General features: G+C 46.2%; 15 protein-coding genes. 1 reads left to right on the top strand and 14 read right to left on the bottom strand.

What is annotated here, in order from left to right; genetic code table 11:
* Window positions 1-9 precede the first annotated feature (9 nt).
* Window positions 10-1,086, top strand: coding sequence for an SGNH/GDSL hydrolase family protein (locus WJQ40_RS12920; RefSeq protein WP_262575334.1), 1,077 nt, complete (start codon window positions 10-12; stop codon window positions 1,084-1,086).
* A 34-nt stretch (window positions 1,087-1,120) separates the two neighbouring features.
* Here WJQ40_RS12920 and WJQ40_RS12915 read toward each other — a convergent pair whose 3' ends face one another.
* From WJQ40_RS12915 to WJQ40_RS12850, 14 genes are all read right to left on the bottom strand, one after another.
* Window positions 1,121-1,798 (bottom strand): P-II family nitrogen regulator, encoded by a 678-nt coding sequence (locus tag WJQ40_RS12915; protein WP_337540705.1) that lies wholly within the window; start codon window positions 1,796-1,798, stop codon window positions 1,121-1,123.
* Complete coding sequence (locus WJQ40_RS12910) at window positions 1,795-3,327, bottom strand: DUF1538 domain-containing protein (RefSeq protein ID WP_337540704.1); 1,533 nt, start codon at window positions 3,325-3,327, stop codon at window positions 1,795-1,797. The genes WJQ40_RS12915 and WJQ40_RS12910 overlap by 4 nt, the downstream gene beginning before the upstream one ends.
* Window positions 3,328-3,477: 150 nt before the next feature.
* On the bottom strand, window positions 3,478-4,575 hold the full coding sequence (locus tag WJQ40_RS12905; protein ID WP_337540703.1) for an ABC transporter substrate-binding protein: 1,098 nt from the start codon (window positions 4,573-4,575) through the stop codon (window positions 3,478-3,480).
* A gap of 118 nt (window positions 4,576-4,693) precedes the next feature.
* On the bottom strand, window positions 4,694-5,719 hold the full coding sequence (locus WJQ40_RS12900; protein ID WP_337405783.1) for a sugar ABC transporter permease YjfF: 1,026 nt from the start codon (window positions 5,717-5,719) through the stop codon (window positions 4,694-4,696).
* The gene (locus tag WJQ40_RS12895; RefSeq protein ID WP_118798596.1) at window positions 5,719-6,819 is read right to left on the bottom strand and encodes an ABC transporter permease; all 1,101 of its coding nucleotides are present in this window, start codon (window positions 6,817-6,819) and stop codon (window positions 5,719-5,721) included. Before WJQ40_RS12895 ends, WJQ40_RS12900 begins: the two co-directional genes overlap by 1 nt.
* Window positions 6,819-8,330 (bottom strand): sugar ABC transporter ATP-binding protein, encoded by a 1,512-nt coding sequence (locus tag WJQ40_RS12890; protein WP_337540700.1) that lies wholly within the window; start codon window positions 8,328-8,330, stop codon window positions 6,819-6,821. The genes WJQ40_RS12895 and WJQ40_RS12890 overlap by 1 nt, the downstream gene beginning before the upstream one ends.
* A 152-nt stretch (window positions 8,331-8,482) precedes the next feature.
* A complete protein-coding gene (locus tag WJQ40_RS12885; protein WP_118798506.1) occupies window positions 8,483-9,532 on the bottom strand; it encodes an ABC transporter substrate-binding protein in 1,050 nt (349 codons plus the stop codon).
* Between the two features lie 155 nt (window positions 9,533-9,687).
* Window positions 9,688-11,133, bottom strand: a complete 1,446-nt coding sequence (locus WJQ40_RS12880; RefSeq protein WP_337540699.1) for a sensor histidine kinase — start codon at window positions 11,131-11,133, stop codon at window positions 9,688-9,690.
* Entirely contained in the window at window positions 11,130-12,797 is a 1,668-nt protein-coding gene (locus tag WJQ40_RS12875; RefSeq protein ID WP_337540698.1) for a response regulator, read from the bottom strand. Before WJQ40_RS12875 ends, WJQ40_RS12880 begins: the two co-directional genes overlap by 4 nt.
* Entirely contained in the window at window positions 12,784-13,479 is a 696-nt protein-coding gene (locus tag WJQ40_RS12870; RefSeq protein ID WP_118798504.1) for an L-ribulose-5-phosphate 4-epimerase, read from the bottom strand. Before WJQ40_RS12870 ends, WJQ40_RS12875 begins: the two co-directional genes overlap by 14 nt.
* Before the next feature lie 56 nt (window positions 13,480-13,535).
* The gene (locus WJQ40_RS12865; RefSeq protein WP_337540695.1) at window positions 13,536-15,131 is read right to left on the bottom strand and encodes an FGGY-family carbohydrate kinase; all 1,596 of its coding nucleotides are present in this window, start codon (window positions 15,129-15,131) and stop codon (window positions 13,536-13,538) included.
* Between the two features lie 47 nt (window positions 15,132-15,178).
* Window positions 15,179-16,675 (bottom strand): L-arabinose isomerase, encoded by a 1,497-nt coding sequence (araA, locus tag WJQ40_RS12860; protein WP_337540693.1) that lies wholly within the window; start codon window positions 16,673-16,675, stop codon window positions 15,179-15,181.
* A gap of 105 nt (window positions 16,676-16,780) precedes the next feature.
* The gene (locus WJQ40_RS12855; RefSeq protein ID WP_262575328.1) at window positions 16,781-17,890 is read right to left on the bottom strand and encodes a GntR family transcriptional regulator; all 1,110 of its coding nucleotides are present in this window, start codon (window positions 17,888-17,890) and stop codon (window positions 16,781-16,783) included.
* The gene (locus tag WJQ40_RS12850) at window positions 17,877-19,880 is read right to left on the bottom strand and encodes a PAS domain-containing protein (protein ID WP_337540690.1); all 2,004 of its coding nucleotides are present in this window, start codon (window positions 19,878-19,880) and stop codon (window positions 17,877-17,879) included. Before WJQ40_RS12850 ends, WJQ40_RS12855 begins: the two co-directional genes overlap by 14 nt.
* Between the last annotated feature and the right edge of the window lie 78 nt (window positions 19,881-19,958).

Raw genomic sequence — 19,958 nt, 5'->3', positions numbered from 1 at the left:
AGGATTTTTATGATGGCAAAAAGATTTTTGAAATATTTTTTTACAGGAACTGCAGTTTTACTTTTATTGTGTATCCTTCTGGTTGTGACATTTGATCCCTTTTATCAGTATCACAAGCCCCTGCCGGGACTGAAGGCAGTTCTGACAGACAAGGAATACCAGTGCGCAGGCTCGTTGAAGAACTTTGACTACGATGCCGTGATCGCCGGTTCTTCTGTATCTGAAAACTACAATAATCACTGGTTCGACGAAGGTTTTAACTGCACCTCCATCAAGGCGATCCGGTCTTATGGCGCTACCGCAGATCTCTGCTATCTGCTGGATATCGCTTTCCAGGATCATTCGATAAATTATGTTTTTTATAACCTGGACCCCTCCGCCCTCTGCGCCGACCCGGTCACTACCTTTGAAAGCACCGGCTGTCCTATGTACCTCTATGATGACAATCATCTGAACGACATTGAATATCTCCTGAATAAGGATGTGCTTTTTGAAAAGATCCCCTACATGATCGCCCAGTCACTGACCGGTGACTACGACGAGGGGAACTCCTACAACTGGGCTCAGTGGAAATCCTTTAATGAGGATATGATCCTGGGACTTTATATCCGGAAAATGAACATTGAAGACATGAAGCCGGAAACCTGCTATCAGGATAAGCTTGACGGAAATCTTGCCCTGCTCTGTGCAGAGATCGAGGCCCACCCTGAAACACAATTTAAAATTTCCATTCCACCATATTCCATGCTCTGGTGGGACAATATCTACCGGAACGGAGAAACGGAAAGCTACCTGTACAACATGGAGCAGGCCATGGAAAAACTTCTTACTTATGAGAATGTGGAACTGTATTATTTCCTGAATGACAGAGAGATCGTAACAGATCTGGACAACTATATGGATCTGCTTCACTTCTCCCCGGAGATCAACCAGTACATCTGTGACAGTATGATCAGGAATGATCACAAAGTCACAGAGGCAAACTGCCATGAGATCATAGAAGATTCCCGCTCTCTGGCTTATCAGGCCGTTAACGAGCTGATAAAGCCCTATGAGGACAGGATCAAAGTGGATATTTATGACTGATATGAGAGCCTGCCACTTCTGACCGAAAACCTGCTTAGTCCTCCAGCAGTCGCAGGCCTGCGGTATCAGTAACAGGCAGGGAAAATACGATGGATTTTGCCTTGGTATCCAGTCCTGCCTGTTCCATCACAGCCTTCATGATATCATTCTTCTGCTCCTTCTTTGCCACGATAAAGATCATTTCCTTCTCGGCCGCCAGAGACACGCCCATAAATTTCTCGGCCTGCTCCATACCGGTGCCCTTGGCATGGATCACCGTGCCGCCATAAGCTCCGGCTCCTCTTGCTGCGTCCATAACCATTTCAATATATCCCTGATTGGCGATCACAATCACAAGTTCATATGTAGTATCCTTCAAGGCTGATTCCTCCTCTTTCTGAAAATCCTGACCCACTGTGAAAAACTGTAGTGCTTTCTTCCCCCCGATACTGCTGAAGGGCACGATAAAGGCAATACCGCCTCCCGGTGCATCGATCTGCAGCTTTTTCTGCAGACTCTTCTTCGTCTTATAAAAATTCTCATCTGTCAGTGCAGAAAAGATCACTGCCTTTTCTGTCGCTTCCAGTCCCAGATAATCAAGCACATCTCCTGAGGCAGTTCCATCTCCCAGGGTGACAAGCATGATCTGCAGCCCCTCCTCCTCATAAAGATGAAGGTATTTTCTGACCTGGTTCCTGTCCACGATCGTTGTCATCAGATTTAGTTTACTCATAATTCAATAATCTCCATATCTCCATAGGCTTCCAGTGTCGCTGCCATACCTGCTGCATGCTTCTTCAGATTCTCTGCCTTAATTCTGTAGATCACACCAAGGATCTGGATCGTGATCAGCGGTGTCATGGCTACCATGGCCACTACACCAAAGGCATCCGTAATGATATTACCACCCACACTGCTGCAGGCACCCATGGCAAAGGGCAGCAGGAAGGTTGCCGTCATAGGTCCGCTTGCCACACCACCGGAGTCAAAGGCAATCGCTGTAAAGATCTTCGGTACAAAAAAGGTCAGTATCAATGCTACGGCATAACCGGGAATGAGAAACCACATAATAGAAATCCCTGTCAGTACCCGGATCATTGCAAGGCCTATGGAAACTGACACACCAACAGAAAGACTGGTTCCCATGGCTCCTGCCGAAATTGCCCCATCCGTCAGCTCCTCTACCTGTTTGGTCAGGACAAATACTGCCGGCTCCGCCTGTACAATGAAATAACCGATGATCATACCGATCGGTACGATAATAAACCGGTAGGGCAGTCCTGCGATCACCTGTCCCAGATAATTGCCGGCCGGCATAAATCCTACATTGACTCCTGTTAAAAACAATACCAGACCTACATATGTATAAACAAGACCAATCCCGATCTTGATCAGAGTCTTTTTCTTGATATCCCTTGCGATCAGCTGAAAAATGCCAAAGAAAACAATGATCGGCAGAAGAGAGACCACCATTTCTTTCATATACTCCGGAATTTCTGTCGCGAACATATGCCAGAGCGCTACAGAGTCCTGGATTTCCGGAATAGCCTGCGGTACATAATCCATACTGTCCGGATGATAAATAAGTCCAAGGATCAATACAGCGATGATCGGTCCGACAGAACAGAGTGCCACCAGGCCAAAGCTGTCATCTGAGGCATGCTTATCACTTCGGATCGCACTGATACCAATACCAAGAGCCATAATAAAGGGAACTGTCATAGGTCCTGTCGTCACACCTCCGGAGTCGAAAGCAACTGACAGAAAATCTGCCGGTACAAACACCGCCAGCCCAAAAACGATCAGATAACAGATCACCAGCATTTTAGGAAGTGAAATAGAAAGCAGCATACGGAGTAATGCTGCTACCAGAAAGAAGCCGACCCCTGCCGCTACCGCCAGGATCAGTACCATATTGGGAACAGAAGGAACCTGCTGTGCCAGCACCTGCAGATCCGGTTCTGAAAGCGTTATCACAAATCCCATGATAAAGCCAACCAGAATCACAATGCTCAGCTTTTTACTCTTTGTCATTGTTGTTCCAACCCTCTCTCCCATAGGTGTCATGGAAAGATCCACACCAATAGAAAAAAGCAGCATTCCCACGATCAGAAGCACTCCGCCTATAAGAAACGCCATCACAATACTTGGTGAGATCGGCGCAATGGTAAAGCAAAGCAGAAGTACAATCGCTATGATAGGAAATACTGCCTTTAGGGTTTCTACAAATTTTTCTTTGAATTTCGATCTGTTAATTCTCAATAATAATCGTCGCCTTTCTGTTATGCTCTTTCCTTTGTTGATTTTCAGTATAACATAAGAAATTGCTCACATTAAGCGGATTTACAGAATTTTAATTATTCAGACTATTTTTTAACATTTTCTTTACAGAGGCAACAGCTGACAAGATTCTTATTCCTGTATCATCTCCCCGGTTACTACAGTAACCGGGTATTTTTTGCCACCGACCATCACTTCAGGAACCGTATCATCATGGGTCAGCATCCCCTCCTGGACATAGGAAAACTTCTCTGGTGTCTCTCCCCGCTCCAGCTTTCCGATCACCTCCTGTACCATGGCTCCCTGCTCTGGATTACACTCTCCGATGCACGATATCTTATCCTCATATACATACTCCATGGCTTCCTTTTTCACACCGTCAAAGGATATCACCATGATCTCACCCGCCTGAAGATCCGAACCTGCTTTCTTTCCCGCTGCTTCAATCGCTTCAATGGCTCCAAAAGCCTCATTGTCATTTTCACAGTAAACAACATTCAGATCTTCATACATGTTAAGAAGTTCCGCCATCACTTCCCGGCCTTTAGTCTGGGTAAAGTCTCCTGGCACCTCTGCCAGAAGCTCCCAGCCGTTCTCCTCTGCTGCCCTGGCCAGTCCCTTTGTTCTTCCGATCTGTGCAGATGCTCCGATCGTCCCCTGGATATTGACAATGTGGATTTCAGATGGATCAATGCCCTTCCGGATCGTATACTGTCTGAGCCATTCTGTGACCTTCCGTCCCTCCAGTTCAAAATCTGAACCGACCCAGCAGGTAAACAGGGAATCATCCGTAGCATCTACCTGTCTGTCCAGAAGGATCACGGGAATCCCGGCATCCTTTGCTTCCTGGAGCACCGTATCCCATCCGGTCTCTGTCACCGGTGCCAGCACAATATAATCCACATCCTGCTGGATAAATGTCCGGATCGCCCGGATCTGATTTGACTGCTTCTGCTGTCCGTCTTCAAAAATAAGCTGGTACCCATTTTCAGCTGTAAAGGTCGTTTTCATGGACTGTGTATTGGCACTTCTCCAGTCTGATTCTGCTCCAAGCTGGGAAAATCCGATCACGACCGGCTTCGGCGCCGGAGAGGTTTCTGCTGGAACCATTTCGCTCTTTTTGTCACAGCCTGTAAGAAGAGAAACTGCTGCCAGCAGACAGATACCTGCCTTTAAGATTCTGTTCTGTAAACGCATTTCTTTTTCCCGTCTTTCTGTAAACTTATACATGCTATTATACCTGATTCACCGGGATCTGGAAACAAAAAGAGGCAGCTGCCGGTAGAACTTTTCCGCCATCAGGCAAAAAAGACATCTGTCCCTGCAGTTACCTCTGCTGTCTGTTTCCTTATTCTGATTTCAGCGCTTTTTTCTTCTTGGCAATTACCACACTCTGTACAACAAGGAAGAGACAGAGCATTGCTGCAATGGTAATTCCTGTCCACCACGCCTGGTCAAGACCTGCAGAAGATACAATGTTCTGAATGGTGCTTAAGGAAAGAACACCAAAGAATGTACCGATGATATTTCCAACACCGCCTGTCAGCATGGTTCCACCGATAATGGAAGAAGCAATGGCATTCATTTCCATACCGCTCGCATGGGAAGCGGAGCCGGAGCCTACATGCAGGAAATATACGAATCCACCGATTCCTGCCAACAGTCCGCAGATCAGATGAGAAAGGAATCTCGTTCTCTTTACATTGATACCAAGCATCAGGGCACTCTGTCTGTTGCCGCCTACTGCATAAAAGCTTCGTCCAAGCTTTGTCCAGCGGAGGACACAGAACAGAACGATCACAATGATCAGGGCAGCTACCACACCTATTTCCACGTAAGCATTTACATACTTGCCAAGCTTGTTTACCGATCCCATACCTGGTACGATCACGCGGGTTTCCTTCAGTGCGACAAAAGCCTCGTTGGCTACGTTGAAGGGAGCACTGTTTACGATAGTTGTCATGCCTCTTGCAAAAAACATGCCCGCCAGTGTTACGATAAACGGCTGGATATCCAGATACGCTACCAGATAACCCTGTACCGCGCCGAAGGCAAGGCCGATAGCCAGTGCGATCAGCATGGATACGAATACATTTCCCTGGTGATAATCCAGATATACCGCACAGCACATGCTGACAAGGGCTGTCACACCACCCACGGAAATATCAATTCCTCCTGTGATCATAACAATGCTCATTCCACAGGAAAGTATGATAAGAGAAGCATTAGCATTTAAAATATTAAAAAATGTCTGCGGCTTTAAAAAGCCCTTTCCCTGAAACAGGATCGCTCCAATATACATGGCAAAGAATACAACAACAGTGATCGTCAGAAGCAGATTGGTGTCTGACATATTGGATATTTTCTTTTTCATTATGCTGCCTCCCTTCTTCCTGCTCCTGCTTTGATCTTCTTAAAGGTGGCAGTGAACCAGTCACGTACTACCGGTGTACTGAGTACCACCAGTACGATTACCACTACTGCTTTATAGGCAGAAAGGGCATCTGACTGTACATTGAACTTGTACAGTGTAGTTGTCAGGAACTGAATAACATAAGCACCAAGAATAGATGCTGTCATATTGAATTTGCCACCACTTAAGGAGTTGCCGCCAAGTGCAACTGCCAGAATGGCATCCATTTCAATATCCTTTGCAATAACGGAATAGTTAATGGAGGACAGACGGCTTACCTTGATCAGACCGGCTACTGCTACACATACCCCAAGAATAACGAAGGTCAGGAACTTGATAAACGCCGGGTTCAGACCATTTAGTCTTGAAGAGTTTTCATTGATTCCCACTGCCTGAGTATACAATCCCAGATTGGTGAACTTCATCACCAGCATGATCACTGCCACACAGGCTGCTGCAATAAAGAACGGTGTAGGGATCGGGATTCCCGGAATAAATCCTCCAAAATAGGAAAATGTCGGATCACTGATGATCGGCAGTTCATTGTTGTTGACCCATGCTGCAATGGAACGCCCTGCCGTAAACAGGATCAGCGTGGCAACCATCGGCTGGATCTTGAAATAGGCTACCAGGATCCCATTAAAGGCTCCACAGAGCATTGCTGCCACACAGGCTACCAGAAATGCCACGATGATCGGTGCCTGCAGAGTATCCGGTCTTGAATTTGTTCCACAGAGAACTCGTAGTATCACACTGCCGCTGATAGCGATCGTTGCACCCACACTGATGTCCTGTCCACCAGATGCCGCTGTAACCAGTGTCATACCGATCGCCAGGATTGCAAGCTCTGATCCATAGTCCAGGATCGTCATCAGATATCCTGAAAGAACCGGATCTCCTGCACTGTTATATCCCAATGAGATCTTATAAAAGGACGGATCAGCGATCAGATTGAAAACTGCCAGAAGCAACAGCGCTGCAATGGGGATAAATATCTGTTTACGCAGCAGACTGCCAAAGAAATCAGCCGCCCCGGATTTTTTTCTTACTTTCGTTGTCATCATTTTTCACCTCCGGCAATCGTGCTCATAATCTTATTCTGTGTCAGATCCTCTCCGGAAAGCTCTCCTACCACCTTGCGATCCCTCATAACGATCAGTCTTGAACAGGTACGGAGCATTTCATCTGTTTCCGAAGAAATAAAGGTAACGCTCATTCCTTCACCGGCAAGCTTTAATACCAGCTTCTGGATATCCACCTTGGTTCCTACGTCAATTCCTCTGGTCGGCTCATCCAGGATCAGATATTCCGGATGGGTCATAAGCCACCTTGCCAGGATAACCTTTTGCTGGTTTCCTCCAGACAGAGATTTGATCGGTGTCTCAGGAGATGCAGTCTTAATATCCAGCAGCTTGATATATTCTTCTGCAAACTTTTCTTTTTCTGCTTTTGAAAAAGGCTTAAAGAATCCACGAAGCACCTGCGCCGCCAGAATGATATTTTCCTTTACGGAAAGATCACCTACGATACCATCTCTCTTACGATCTTCAGGCAGATAAGCGATTCCATTTTTCATGGCTGCCAGCGGACTGGTGATCTTCACTTCTTTTCCATTCTTCTTTACTATGCCGCCAAGCACCTTGTCGGCTCCAAAAATAGCACGGACGCATTCACTCCGTCCAGATCCCAGAAGTCCAGTGAAGCCATTGACTTCTCCCTTCTTAATATAGAAGTCAAAGGGCTTGATCCCGGCATTGCTGTACAGCCCTTTCGCTTCCAGCACCGGTACAGAGTCATCTGAAGCTTCTGCTTTACTCTCACCCTTAATATCAGAAAGATCATCCAGCTCCTTGCCAAGCATTTTGGAAACAAGCTGTACTCTTGGAAGATCTTTGATTTCATATTCTCCTACCAGCTTACCGTCACGAAGTACGGTGATCCGGTCACAGACCTCATAAACCTGATCCAGGAAATGGGTAACGAACACAATTCCTACCCCTCTGGACTTCAGATCCCTCATGAGTCCAAAAAGCTTTTCCACCTCCTGCTCATCCAGGGATGAGGTAGGCTCATCCAGGATCAGCACCTTACAGTTCATATCTACAGCCCTTGCAATCGCTACCATCTGCTGTACTGCGATCGAGCAGCTTGCAAGCTGCTGGGTTGCCTTTGCAGGAATATCCAGATTTTTCAGGATCTTATCTGCATCTGCATTCATCTTTTTCCAGTTGGTCAGGGCACTGCTCTCCCGGCCGATATACATATTCTCAGCCACGGAAAGATTCGGACAGAGTGTGATCTCCTGATACACTGTACTGATTCCGAGCTTCTGCGCTTCCTGTGGAGAATGAATGGATATTGCTTTCTCTTTTCCTTTGATGAAAATCTCCCCTTCATCCTTGGTATAAACACCGGTCAGTACCTTGATCAGGGTAGACTTTCCGGCACCGTTCTCTCCCATCAGTGCATGGATTTCTCCCTCCCGGAGAGTAAAGTCCACTCCCTGCAGGGCACGTACACCGGGAAAGCTTTTATGTATGTTCTTTACTTCTAATACCGCATTGTCTTTCACTGTCTGTTCACCCCTTATTTCTGATTTCCAAATGATCCGCAGAACCATTTATTTTTGGCTCTTCCTGGAGAAAAAAAGCGCAGTGCATGCGTACCACCTTCATTTACTACGCCGCGCTGCGCTTACTTTCTGTCGTCTTTCTTCAGTCCGTTTTAGATACCGTACTGATCTACATCTGCCTGGGTAATGGTAGAAGCATCGAATCCCTTCTCATCCATGATGATTGTCTTCTCGGAGATTGTCTCGCCTGCTTCAATCTTCTTGATGATATCGTCAATATAGGAAGCCTGGAAAGGATTGCACTGTCCATCATAGTTCCAGTTCTGGTTCAGCAGCTCTTCCAGAGCCCACTTGTTACAGTCAAAGCCCATTACGATGACATCCTTGCCTACACCGTGAGGAATGTTTGCCTTATCCAGTGCTGCAACAGCACCCTTTGCCATATCGTCATTCTCTGCATAAATTACGTTGAAGCTTTCACCGGAGTCAATGACTGACTGTACGATCTGCTGTGCCTTCTCTGCGTTCCACTCTGCTGTCTGCTGGGTAACCAGTGTCCAGCCGTCATTTGCTGCTGCATCATTCAGAGCACCGGTACGTCCCTGCTGTGCAGCTGAACCCATAACGCCCTGTAAGTGGATGATCTTATACTCGCTTAAATTCTGTCCCTTTAACCAGTCAACTGCCGTCTGTCCTTCCTTTGCCATATCGGAAACGATAGAAGCTTCATAAAGACTCTCATCCGCGTCAATGGTACGGTCAAAGAGGATAACTCTGATTCCTGCATCCTGTGCATCCTTTAATACAGAATCCCATCCAGCTGTATCAGCTGCAGAAAGAAGAAGATAATCAACACCGTCCTGGATAAACTTCTGGGCTGCTGTGATCTGCTCATCATTCTTAAGGCTGTATGCAAAGGATGCTTCATATCCGTTTGCCTCTGTGAACATGTTCTTCATATCCTTGTCATTTGCTGTACGATAACCGGATTCATTAGGATCATTATTGATGATGCCAACCTTGATCAGCTCACCTGCTGCAGATGTATCTGCCACCTCTGCTGTCTCTGTTGTTTCTGTTGTTTCTGTTGTGTCAGCAGCGGCTGCATCAGAAGATGCTGCGGTATCTGCTGAACCTCCGCATGCGGTAAGTCCAAGTACCATGGCTGCGGTTAAAATAGCTGCTAAAAATTTCTTCTTCATGGAAAACCCTCCCTTAAAAAAGTTTTACTGTGTTTTGATGATATTATCTTATCCTCAAAACACAGTAAATTCCATGCACATACTTCTTACGAAGGTTCAATATTCTATTCAGCTCAGACCCGGGGTTGATTTTTTTCCGAATTCGGTTTGATTTTTTATTTCCACTGATCCGGCAGGCTTATGCTTACACATGTTCCTTCTCCGTAAGTACTTTCAATGGAAATTCCATACGTCTCTCCAAAGTTCAGCCGGATCCTTTCATTCACATTATAAAGACCATAGATCTCCTTACCGGTATAGGAAAGCTTCTGTATCCCGGCACGTACCTCATTAAGCCGCTCCTGTATCATCCCGATACCGTTATCCCTTACATACAGGACAAATCCATTTTCACTCCTCTCTCCGGTAATGGTGATCGTTCCCTGCCCTCTTTTATTCTTGATCCCGTGATAAAGGGCATTCTCCACAAGGGGCTGGATCGTGATCTTAGGAATTTTATATTCATAAAGATCCTCAGGTACAGTAATTTCATAACGCAGGATGTCCTGATATCTGACCTGCTGGATCTCCAGATAGCTTCTGACATGGGCAAGCTCCTCCCGGATAGGGATAATATCCTTGCCCTGATTCAGACTTGTCCGGAAGAAATCTGAAAGATTGCCCACCATGCTGACGACCCGCTTCTGATCCCCTGCCTCTGCCAGCCAGACGATCGTATCCAGTGTATTATACAGAAAATGTGGATTGATCTGTGCCTGCAGCAGTTCAAATTCTGCCTTCCGCAGCCTTATCTGTTCCGTTGTCACCTGATCCAGGAGTTCATTGATCTTATCTATCATGGCATTCAGGGAATCACTGAGCATCCGCGCCTCTGCACCGCTTTCCGCTGCAGCCCTGACACTCAGATTTCCTTTTGCCACCTGATTTGTTACCCTGCTGATCCTGGTGATCGGCATGGTAATACTTCTGGGGATATAATAAGAAAGGATAATGACAAGGAGCAGGAGCAGACCCATTCCCAGCAGGGAAAAACGAACCAGATTCATGAAAAATGTCTGATATGCCGCCCTCGACTGCTGAATCCCCCTGACCTCATAGTATATGTACTGGGACATCGTATCTCCAACCAATGAGGTGACGATCTGGACATCATTTTCCCAGATTTCCATATTGTCCTCATAACGGCTTTCCTTCTGGAGATTTTCCTCGATCCTGTCTACATAAATCCGCAGATTGCTCAGATATTTATTCACACTGTCGAGCCTGGCTATATTATCCTCTGCCTCTGTTATCTCTTCCAGTCCGACTACGATTCTTTCAGCCTCTTCTATCATGGAATCCAGTTCAGATTCCTCCACAGTCTTATTTCCTACGATAAGAAGATAGGTTTCATAGTCGAAATCCTTCTTGAAGTCCAGGCTGAATTCACTGGCAACTACAGTAGAATTGACCATATCCTCATAATTATGGTTCATGTCCCACAGATTATAAAAAGTAAATACCAGAAAGATCAGAAGCGGAATCAGCAGAAACAGATAGGAATACCGGATCTTGGTGGCAAGAGAAGATCTGTAATAAATATCCTTCAGTCTTCTGATCATAAATCCTCTCCCTCTGCTGCCCTGCCTCCTCTGTACTGAGTTGGTGTCATTCCCTGTGTTTTCTTAAAGAGATAAGAAAAATAATGGGGATCCTTATACCCTACCTCCATACTGATCACACTGCTCTTCTTACTGCTGCACCTAAGCAGCTCCTTCGCCCGGTTCATCCGGTAATCGGTCAGATACCTGATCAATGTCTGTCCTGTCTGCTGACTGAAGATCATACTCAGATGATTAGGGGAAAAATTCACATGGGACGCCAGAAGATTCAATGACAGCTCTTCCTGCGCATAATTATCTTCAATGTAATGGATGACTTCGCTCACCACATCCTCATAGCGGCTGCTCGCCTTTTTCTCACGCAGCACAAGTGCCTTTTCCATAATCCTGACAATATAATCCATGGCACTTTTTTCATCCTGCAGAATGGAACTGTCCTGATCCGGTGCCTCGATCTCGTCTTTCTGCAATCCAAGCCCCTTTAGGAAATCCACAATACTGAAATACGCATCCATGGTGATATACTGACGGAAGATCCTGGATTTCATGGCACCTCCGTCCAGCTTGCCGAAAAATTCATCTACAAAATAAACAACCTCATCCAGATCTCCTGTCCGCAGAAACTCCTGCATTTTCGTACGGTCGATCTGTTCCGGATTCACAGCGCTGATCCTAAAGTCCTCATGCTCTGCAGCACCTTCCTGCATAAGCAGACTGCTGTCCAGGATACAGCTTTCTGCTACCAGGTACCTGTGCGCAAAGGCATGACTGGCATCCTCAAAGGACGCAGGGATCTCCCGCAGCCTGTTGACCGGAGTGCCGATTCCACCAAAATAACGCAGATTCACATAACTGGAGAGCACCTCTTTCACATCGCCCAGATATTCCTTCTGGTAAGCAAGCAGCTCATCTTCAGAATCTGCCTTAAAAAGAAATGCTCTGCCCTCCAGCGCCCTGTCGAAAATAAGCACATGCTCAGGCTCTGCCAGCTTTGCAATTCTTTCATCCACGACAACAATGCTTCCGGAATACTCCTCATAATCATGCTTCATAGACTGTATCTTCAAAAGGACGATGCTGTACCAGGGAGCCATGATCTTCAGATCAAGCTTATCCGCTACAGAAAGAAGCTCCTCCATGGAACAGTCCCCCGTTACCAGATGCTGGAACAGATCCATCTGATCCCGCAGGGAATTTTCTTCCATTTCCTTCTGATACTTTTCACGGATTTCCTTTTCCTTCTGTTTATCCAGGATGATTTCAGCTACTGAATCAATCTCCTGCAGCAGCGTCTCGCCATTAACAGGCTTCAGCAGATATCTGGCTACTCCGATTTGGATCGCCTCTTTGGCATAATCAAATTCCTCATACCCGGAAAGAATGATGATCTCTGTTTCCGGAAGCTCCTTTTTTACGAGACGGCTTAATGCGAGTCCGTCTACAAAGGGCATTTTAATATCTGTGATCAGGATATCCGGTCTTGTCTTCTGAATCAAAGGAAAGGCAAGCTCTCCATCGCTTGCCTCTCCACAAAACTCATAGCCATGAGCCTGCCAGTCTATATTGTTTTTGATCCCTTCCCGGATGATAAATTCATCCTCAGCTAAAAATACCTTCAGCATATTCTCTTCCCCTGTCAGACAAAAGCTTTTAGTTCTGCCCATAATAGGCATTTGCACCATGCTTTCTGTAATAGTGCTTATCCTGCAGCTCCTGCGGTGCCGGTGCAACCTTAGGATTGATGGTTTCTGTCCGGTACGCCATTTTAGCAACTTCTTCGAGGACGACAGCATTGTGTACCGCATCCATGGCATCCTTACCCCAGGCAAAGGGACCATGGTTCTTGCACAGAACTGCCGGTACTGCCATGACCTCCTTATTCATTCTCTGGAATTCATTGACGATCAGATGACCGGTATTCTCTTCATAAGCCTCATCGATTTCTTCCTTTGTCAGGCATCGCAGACACGGAACCTCGCCGTAAATATAATCTGCATGGGTCGTTCCATAGCAGGGAATACTTCTGCCTGCCTGCGCCCAGCTTGTCGCATAGGAAGAGTGAGTATGTACGATCCCTCCGATCTCCGGGAATGCCTTATATAGCTCCAGGTGGGTAGGAGTATCTGATGAAGGTCTCAAATCTCCTTCTACTTTATTTCCCTGCAGATCCATGACAACCATATCAGCCGGTGTCATCTTCTCATAATCCACACCGCTTGGCTTGATAACAAACAATCCGCTCTCGGTATCAATGGCGCTGACATTTCCCCAGGTAAAGGTAACCAGTCCATACTTTGGAAGCAGCATATTCGCTTCGTATACTTTTTGCTTTAAATCTTCTAACATTCTTCTGTCCTCCGGATTCTTCTTTTCCTCTGCAGGGCCGACTGCCCTGAAACAGCTCAGCCCTTCAATGCCTCCACAGCTGCTCTCTCTGCGGAAAGCCCCTTCATATAACGCTCCATGAAGCTTTCAAAGCCCTTCACCTCAACAGGATCCGGTGAAATACTGCTGCCGCTTTCTCCGGCAAAGACCTCTCTGTTTAGAAATGCCTGCAGCTCTTCATTCTGCTCCTTTTCCTGCATATAAGCTGCAAGGAGAGCGATTCCCCATGCACCGCCTTCTCCTGCTGTCTCCATGACAGAAACTGGTGTATTCATGGCTGCTGCCGCGATCCTCTGTCCGACTTCTTTGGTCTTAAACAGACCGCCGTGGCCAAACATCCTGTCAACCTTCACATCCTCCTTCTCAAACAGCAGATCAAGTCCTGATTTTAATGCTGCCAGGGAAGAATAAATATGGGTTCTCATAAAGTTTGCCAGGGTAAAGTGATCCTCAGCCTTTCTCATAAAGAGAGGAGCCCCTTCTTCAAAACCGGTAACCGGCTCTCCTGAGAAATAATTGTAGGAAACAAGACCGCCGCAGTCTGCATCTCCTTCCAGTGCTTTCTGGAACAGGGTTGTATATAAGGTATTCTTGTCTACCTTGTGGCCAATGCTCTCTGCAAATTCATCAAAAATATTGACCCATGCGTTGATATCAGAGGTACAGTTGTTGCAGTGTACCATGGCAACGGGTGCCCCATCCGGTGTAGTTACCATATCGATCTGCGGATAAACAGAAGACAGAGCCTTTTCCAGTACGATCATGGCAAAGATACTGGTTCCTGCAGATACATTACCGGTTCTGACCCCGACACTGTTGGTTGCTGCCATGCCGGTTCCTGCATCTCCCTCCGGAGGACAGAGCGGAATTCCCGCCTCCAGTCTGCCGCTGACATCCAGAAGTGCTGCTCCCTCCTTTGTCAGGACGCCAGCCTTTTCTCCGGCTGTCAGGACACCCGGCAGGATCTCTGTCAGCTTCCAGGAAAATCCACAGGATGCGATGAGTTTATCAAACTTATCCACCATTTCCGCATCATAGGTGCCGGTTGTGCTGTCAATCGGGAACATACCGGATGCATCACCTACACCAAGCACCTTTTCCCCTGTCAGCTTATAATGCACATAGCCTGCCAGTGTGGTCAAAAATGCGATATCCTTTACATGTGCTTCCTGATTCAGGATCGCCTGATACAGATGGGCAATACTCCATCTCTGTGGAATATTAAAGGAGAATTCCTTTGTCAGCTTCTCTGCCGCTTCCTCTGTAATGGTATTTCTCCAGGTACGGAACGGTACCAGCAGCTCATCCTTTGCATCAAATGCCAGATAGCCGTGCATCATGGCTGAAAATCCGATGCCCTCAAATCTACTGACAGAAACGCCGTAGGTTTTGTCAATATCCTTCAGAAGATCCTGATAGCAGTCCTGAAGCCCGCCCCAGATATCCTCAAGGGTATAGGTCCAGATCCCATTATCAAAGCGGTTCTCCCACTCATGGCTTCCACTGGCAAGGGGCTTTCCTTCCTCATCAATCACAACTGCTTTGATCCTGGTAGAACCAAATTCTATTCCGAGGAAAGATTTTCCCTCTTCAATTAATTTTTTTGCTTCCATTTCACAAGTAACCTCCTTTTGCTTCTCTTATTACCATACCACAAAATTTAGCGGTAAAACACCTCTCCGAGCATCAAATCTCTCTTAAAATCACGGATTTTTGTGTCCTTGTCAATATAAACAGCCTCTACACCCATAGCAGCTGCAAAATCACCAATCTGCTCTGCTGTCAGATCATAGGTGAATGCCGTATGATGGGCGCCGCCTGCCAGGATCCATGCTTCTGCTCCGGTATACATATCCGGCTGTGGTGTCCAGAAGCTGGTTGCAACAGGAAGCTTTGGCATAGGCTTTTCCACCTTCTTGCACTCTACATCATTGATGATCATACGGAACCGGTTGCCGAGATCTATAAGGGATACTGCTATACCGCTTCCTTCCTTGGAGGTAAATACCAGTCTTGCCGGATCCTCTCTGTCACCCATGCTTAAGGGCTGACACTTGATACTGATAGGGCCATCTGCGATAGAAGGGCAGATCTCCAACATATGGGCTTCCAAAATGCCTTCCTTTCCCTTCACCAGATTGTAGGTATAGTCCTCCAGCATGGAAGTTCCCTTCGGGTTCTTCATGTCACCGGTCATGATCTTCATCAGTCTGACCATGGCTGCCACCTTCCAGTCACCCTCTGCACCAAAGCCATAGCCCTTTTCCATCAGTCTCTGGATGGCAAGCCCGGGAAGCTGCTTCAATTTCCCAAGATCACCAAAGTGCGTTACGATCGCCTGATAGTTCTTTTCCTCCAGGAAACGCTCAAAACCGATCTCGATCTGTGCCTGGACAGCCACATGCTTCTTAAATTCCTCCGGATCTCTTCCCTCCAGAAGAATATTGTATTTCTCATAATACTCATCCACCAGCGCATTGACATCAGAAGCAGAAACCGCATCCACACTTTCTGCGATCTCATTGACAGGGTATGCATCTACTTCCCAGCCAAATTTGATCTGTGCTTCTACCTTGTCACCTTCGGTAACCGCTACATTTCTCATATTGTCTGCCACACGCATGACACGGATATGGCTGCTCTCCACGATACCTACCGCTGTTCTCATAAAGGATGCGATTCTGCCGACTACCACAGGATCAGACCAGTGGCCAACAACAACCTTTCTCTCGATCCGCATTCTGCTGACAATATGACCATATTCCCTGTCACCGTGGGCAGACTGGTTTTCGTTCATAAAGTCCATATCAATGCTGTCATAGGGAATTTCTTCATTGAACTGGGTATGGAAATGCAGCAGGGGCTTACGATACTCCTGCAGACCCAGGATCCAGGATTTTGCCGGTGAAAAGGTATGCATCCATGTGATCACACCGGCACAGCTTTCATCAAGATTTGCCTCATTAAAGGTTCTGCGGATCAGTTCATTAGTGATCAGCGTAGGCTTCCAGACCACCTCATAGGGAAGAAGTCCGGATGCATTCAGTGCATCTACGATCTTATGGGAATGCTCTGCTACCTTTGCAAGGCACTCCTCTCCATAAAGATCCTGGGAACCGGTGCAAAACCAAAATACATAATTCTTTTTCTGTAACATACAAGATACCTCCTTACAATACATGAAATAATCGTCTTTTATACTGTAATGGTATAACTTGTATGCTTATCTTTACAAGTTGTTTTTTCGCAGCCGCCATCCTTGTCAGCGTCTGTCAAGACAGGAATTTCCGATCACCAGCTCCGGCTCAATCAGGATCTGTTCGCTCTCCAGACCTTCCCTGTGGTGGATCAGATCAAGCAGAAGCTCTGCCGCCATCTCTCCCAGCTTTTCCTGCGGGTGAACAATGGTCGTCAGGTGAAAGCCGTCACCTGCAGCCATAAAGGAATTGTCGTAGCCGGTAACAGAAATGTCCTCCGGCACCCTTTTTCCCATATCCTGCAGTGCCTGTATCACCTTCATGGCAATCTGGTCATTGTAGCATACGACGCTGTCCATGGCAGCCTGCTTCTGTACCAGCCTGCATATCCCATCATAAGGGTGCACCCTTCTGTCCTCCGTATAAAACCAGATCACCCTGTCCGGATCATAGACAAGTCCGGCCTCCTGCAGCGCCTGTACATAGCCACGGTGCCTGTTCTGTCCCTGCATATCATCTGACTTGAACACGCCAATGATATTCCTGTGCCCGGTCTCGATCAGATATTTCGTGATCAGATAGCCACCAAGGCAGTCGTCCATCAGCACCTTTGGCTTTTCACTGAGCTGATCAAAGCACCCCTGGATAAACACATAAGGAATCCCGTATTCCTCCAGCTTCCCATAAAGCTCCGTATGACGACAGTAAATATGGCTCTTGCTTGGCTCTATGATGATCCCCTCAATGTCCTTCTGTAAAAGCTCCTCCAGGCACTTCGCCTCCTGGCTTCTGGAGTTCTTTGTATTTTTCAGGATAATACTGTACCCCTCTCTGGTCAGTACCTCATCGATCCCCTGAATGACCCGAGGAAAAATATAGTCCGACAGATAAGTAGTGACAACAGCAATATTTCTGGAATTTCCTGTGTGCATCACTCTTTCCCGGCAAAATGTTCCCCTGCCATGCTCGGCATAAATATAGCCTTCACTATCAAGTACTGCCAGCGCTTTCCTGACCGTCTGACGGCTGATCTGGTAAGCCGCTGACAGTTCATTTTCAGAGGGAAGCTTATCGCCTGGTCGGATCTCGCCCTTTGTCACCTTCTCCTTCAGATCTGTCATAAGCTGATAATACTTGGGCTGCTTCTGCCCACAAAAGCTTTCACCTTTCGTCATTCATCAATTCTCCCAACGTTGTTTCACCCCAGCTATAGTTCGTCAGGTAGCTTCCCTTAAATAGCTGTGAATATTCCTCTTTCCCTGAAAGATAATTATACAGATCACACTCGACCTTATCCATGACAATACGTCGTTTTCCATCGACAGCTTCCACAATACCGGAAATTCCATATTCCTCCAGTGTGCTTTTCAAACGCAGCGCAACTTTCCGGTATCTCGAAAGAGTCAGCGTATTTGCCGGCTCATCCTCCCACAGGAAACTGACAGCCTCTTCAGAAGTAACATATCCCCCTTTACGGTCAACAAGCAGTGCAAAAAGCTCCTTGGATTTTTTGTTGCGGAATGCAATAGGCGTGTCTCCTACAAACACATCAAAGTAACCAAAGGTGCGGATGGACACCGTACGTTTCTCCGCCAAGGTCGATCTGTCCGGTTCCAGACCTCCATCTACTGAATAAAGCATAACATAACGGGAAAAATTTGTGTTTGGCTCTTTTTCGGAACAAATTGCCTTGATCTTACATTCTTTCTCAGACTGATAATCAAAATAAGCAAACTCTGCTTCCCCGGCTCTTAGTAATTCCATATATTTTTCATAAGGAACTTCGCTGTATGCAACAAACCTTTCTAAGGGAGTGAAGCATTCCATCAGTGGAAGCCATTCTTCCTCCGTATAGCCAAAAAATTCACAGACATTTTCAGTTGCATACAGCGGCTTTACCAGACCCTTTGCTGTAACTTCAAAAGCTGCAATGCCATCCGAAAATTTTGTGACTAAATTTCGCATTTTTTCTTTCAGCTGATTGTTTTCTTCCTTCAGTGCAGCAGAATTCCCCGTCTCTTTTGTCTCTCGACAGCAATAGAGACTGACCGATTCATCAACTTTGATAAATATACCCGTATATTGCCTGATGCTGTTATTGGTAGAACGGGCCTTATAGATGACTTGCGGCGGTCTGCCGTCAATTCCATCCAGCCTCTTTTGACAATAATCCCTGAAAAAATGCCGCACAATATCCTGCTGTTCTATATTTACGGATGCGATCAGCCACTTTTCCAGTGCATCCTCAATTTGCATCGCTATATTTTCAAATCTCTTAAAATAAGATGTCTCTTCACAATACAGGCATTTCACGGTGCCGGCATCAAAATTAAATTCAAAAATCTTATCATAAACATCAGTAAGAGCCCGCAGATAGCGTTTGCTTTCATTCGCCTTCCGTGCCTGATAACGCTCCGTAATATCCATACAAACACTTTGAAACTCTGCTTCCCCATGTTCATTGACACACTTCGTAACCCACCCGAAAACATGTGCACGGTATCCGTCACAGCAAAGCAATGTCATATCTCCAGCGATTGGAGCATCCGCAGAAAAAACACGGTTCAGATATTTTGAAAATCTGCGTCGTTCCTCCATGGGGATCATCAGGAAGATATTGCTTTTATACATTTCCAGATAATCAATTTCCCCCTCTTTTGCTTCTGGAAAACGCAGGATTTCAAGCATCTTTGAATTGATATATGTAATTCTCGGCTGTTTTTCACAGGTATATCTTAAAATTCCGCAAGGAACAGTTTCATTCAAAAATACCAGATCAGTATTCCTGTTTTTCATATCGGTGATATCTGTTAAAACAGAATGCCCGATGAGTGTTCCATCATCCAGTCTCCCGGGTGTAACGGTATCTCTTACCCAGATAACTGTACCATCTTTTTTTATAAGACGGTACTCACCTGTAAGCGTCTGTTCTTTCAGAATTATATTCTGGATAAAATCAAGATACTTTTCAAGATCTGCAGGATGTACCATTTTTGCATAAAGATCTGTTCTGTCATCCAACAGTTCATTTTGCTGGATCCCAAGCATTGCACACAGATTACAGCTGACATAATTCAGGTGTACAGGAGATGTCAATATATACTGATGAAAACCACATATTTGATGGTCAAGTATTTTCTCCATGTTATTCAATGCGTTATTCATACTATCTCCTTTTACAGAGTTTCCTCCTCTGCCAACGGTATTATAAATCAATCCATGTTATATTACAACTAATGCGGT

It is taken from the genome of Suilimivivens sp. (genome assembly GCF_037359455.1).
GTDB lineage: Bacteria > Bacillota > Clostridia > Lachnospirales > Lachnospiraceae > Suilimivivens > Suilimivivens aceti.
Note: the sequence above shows the minus strand (reverse complement) of the source record. Positions and strands in the feature narration are given on the sequence as shown.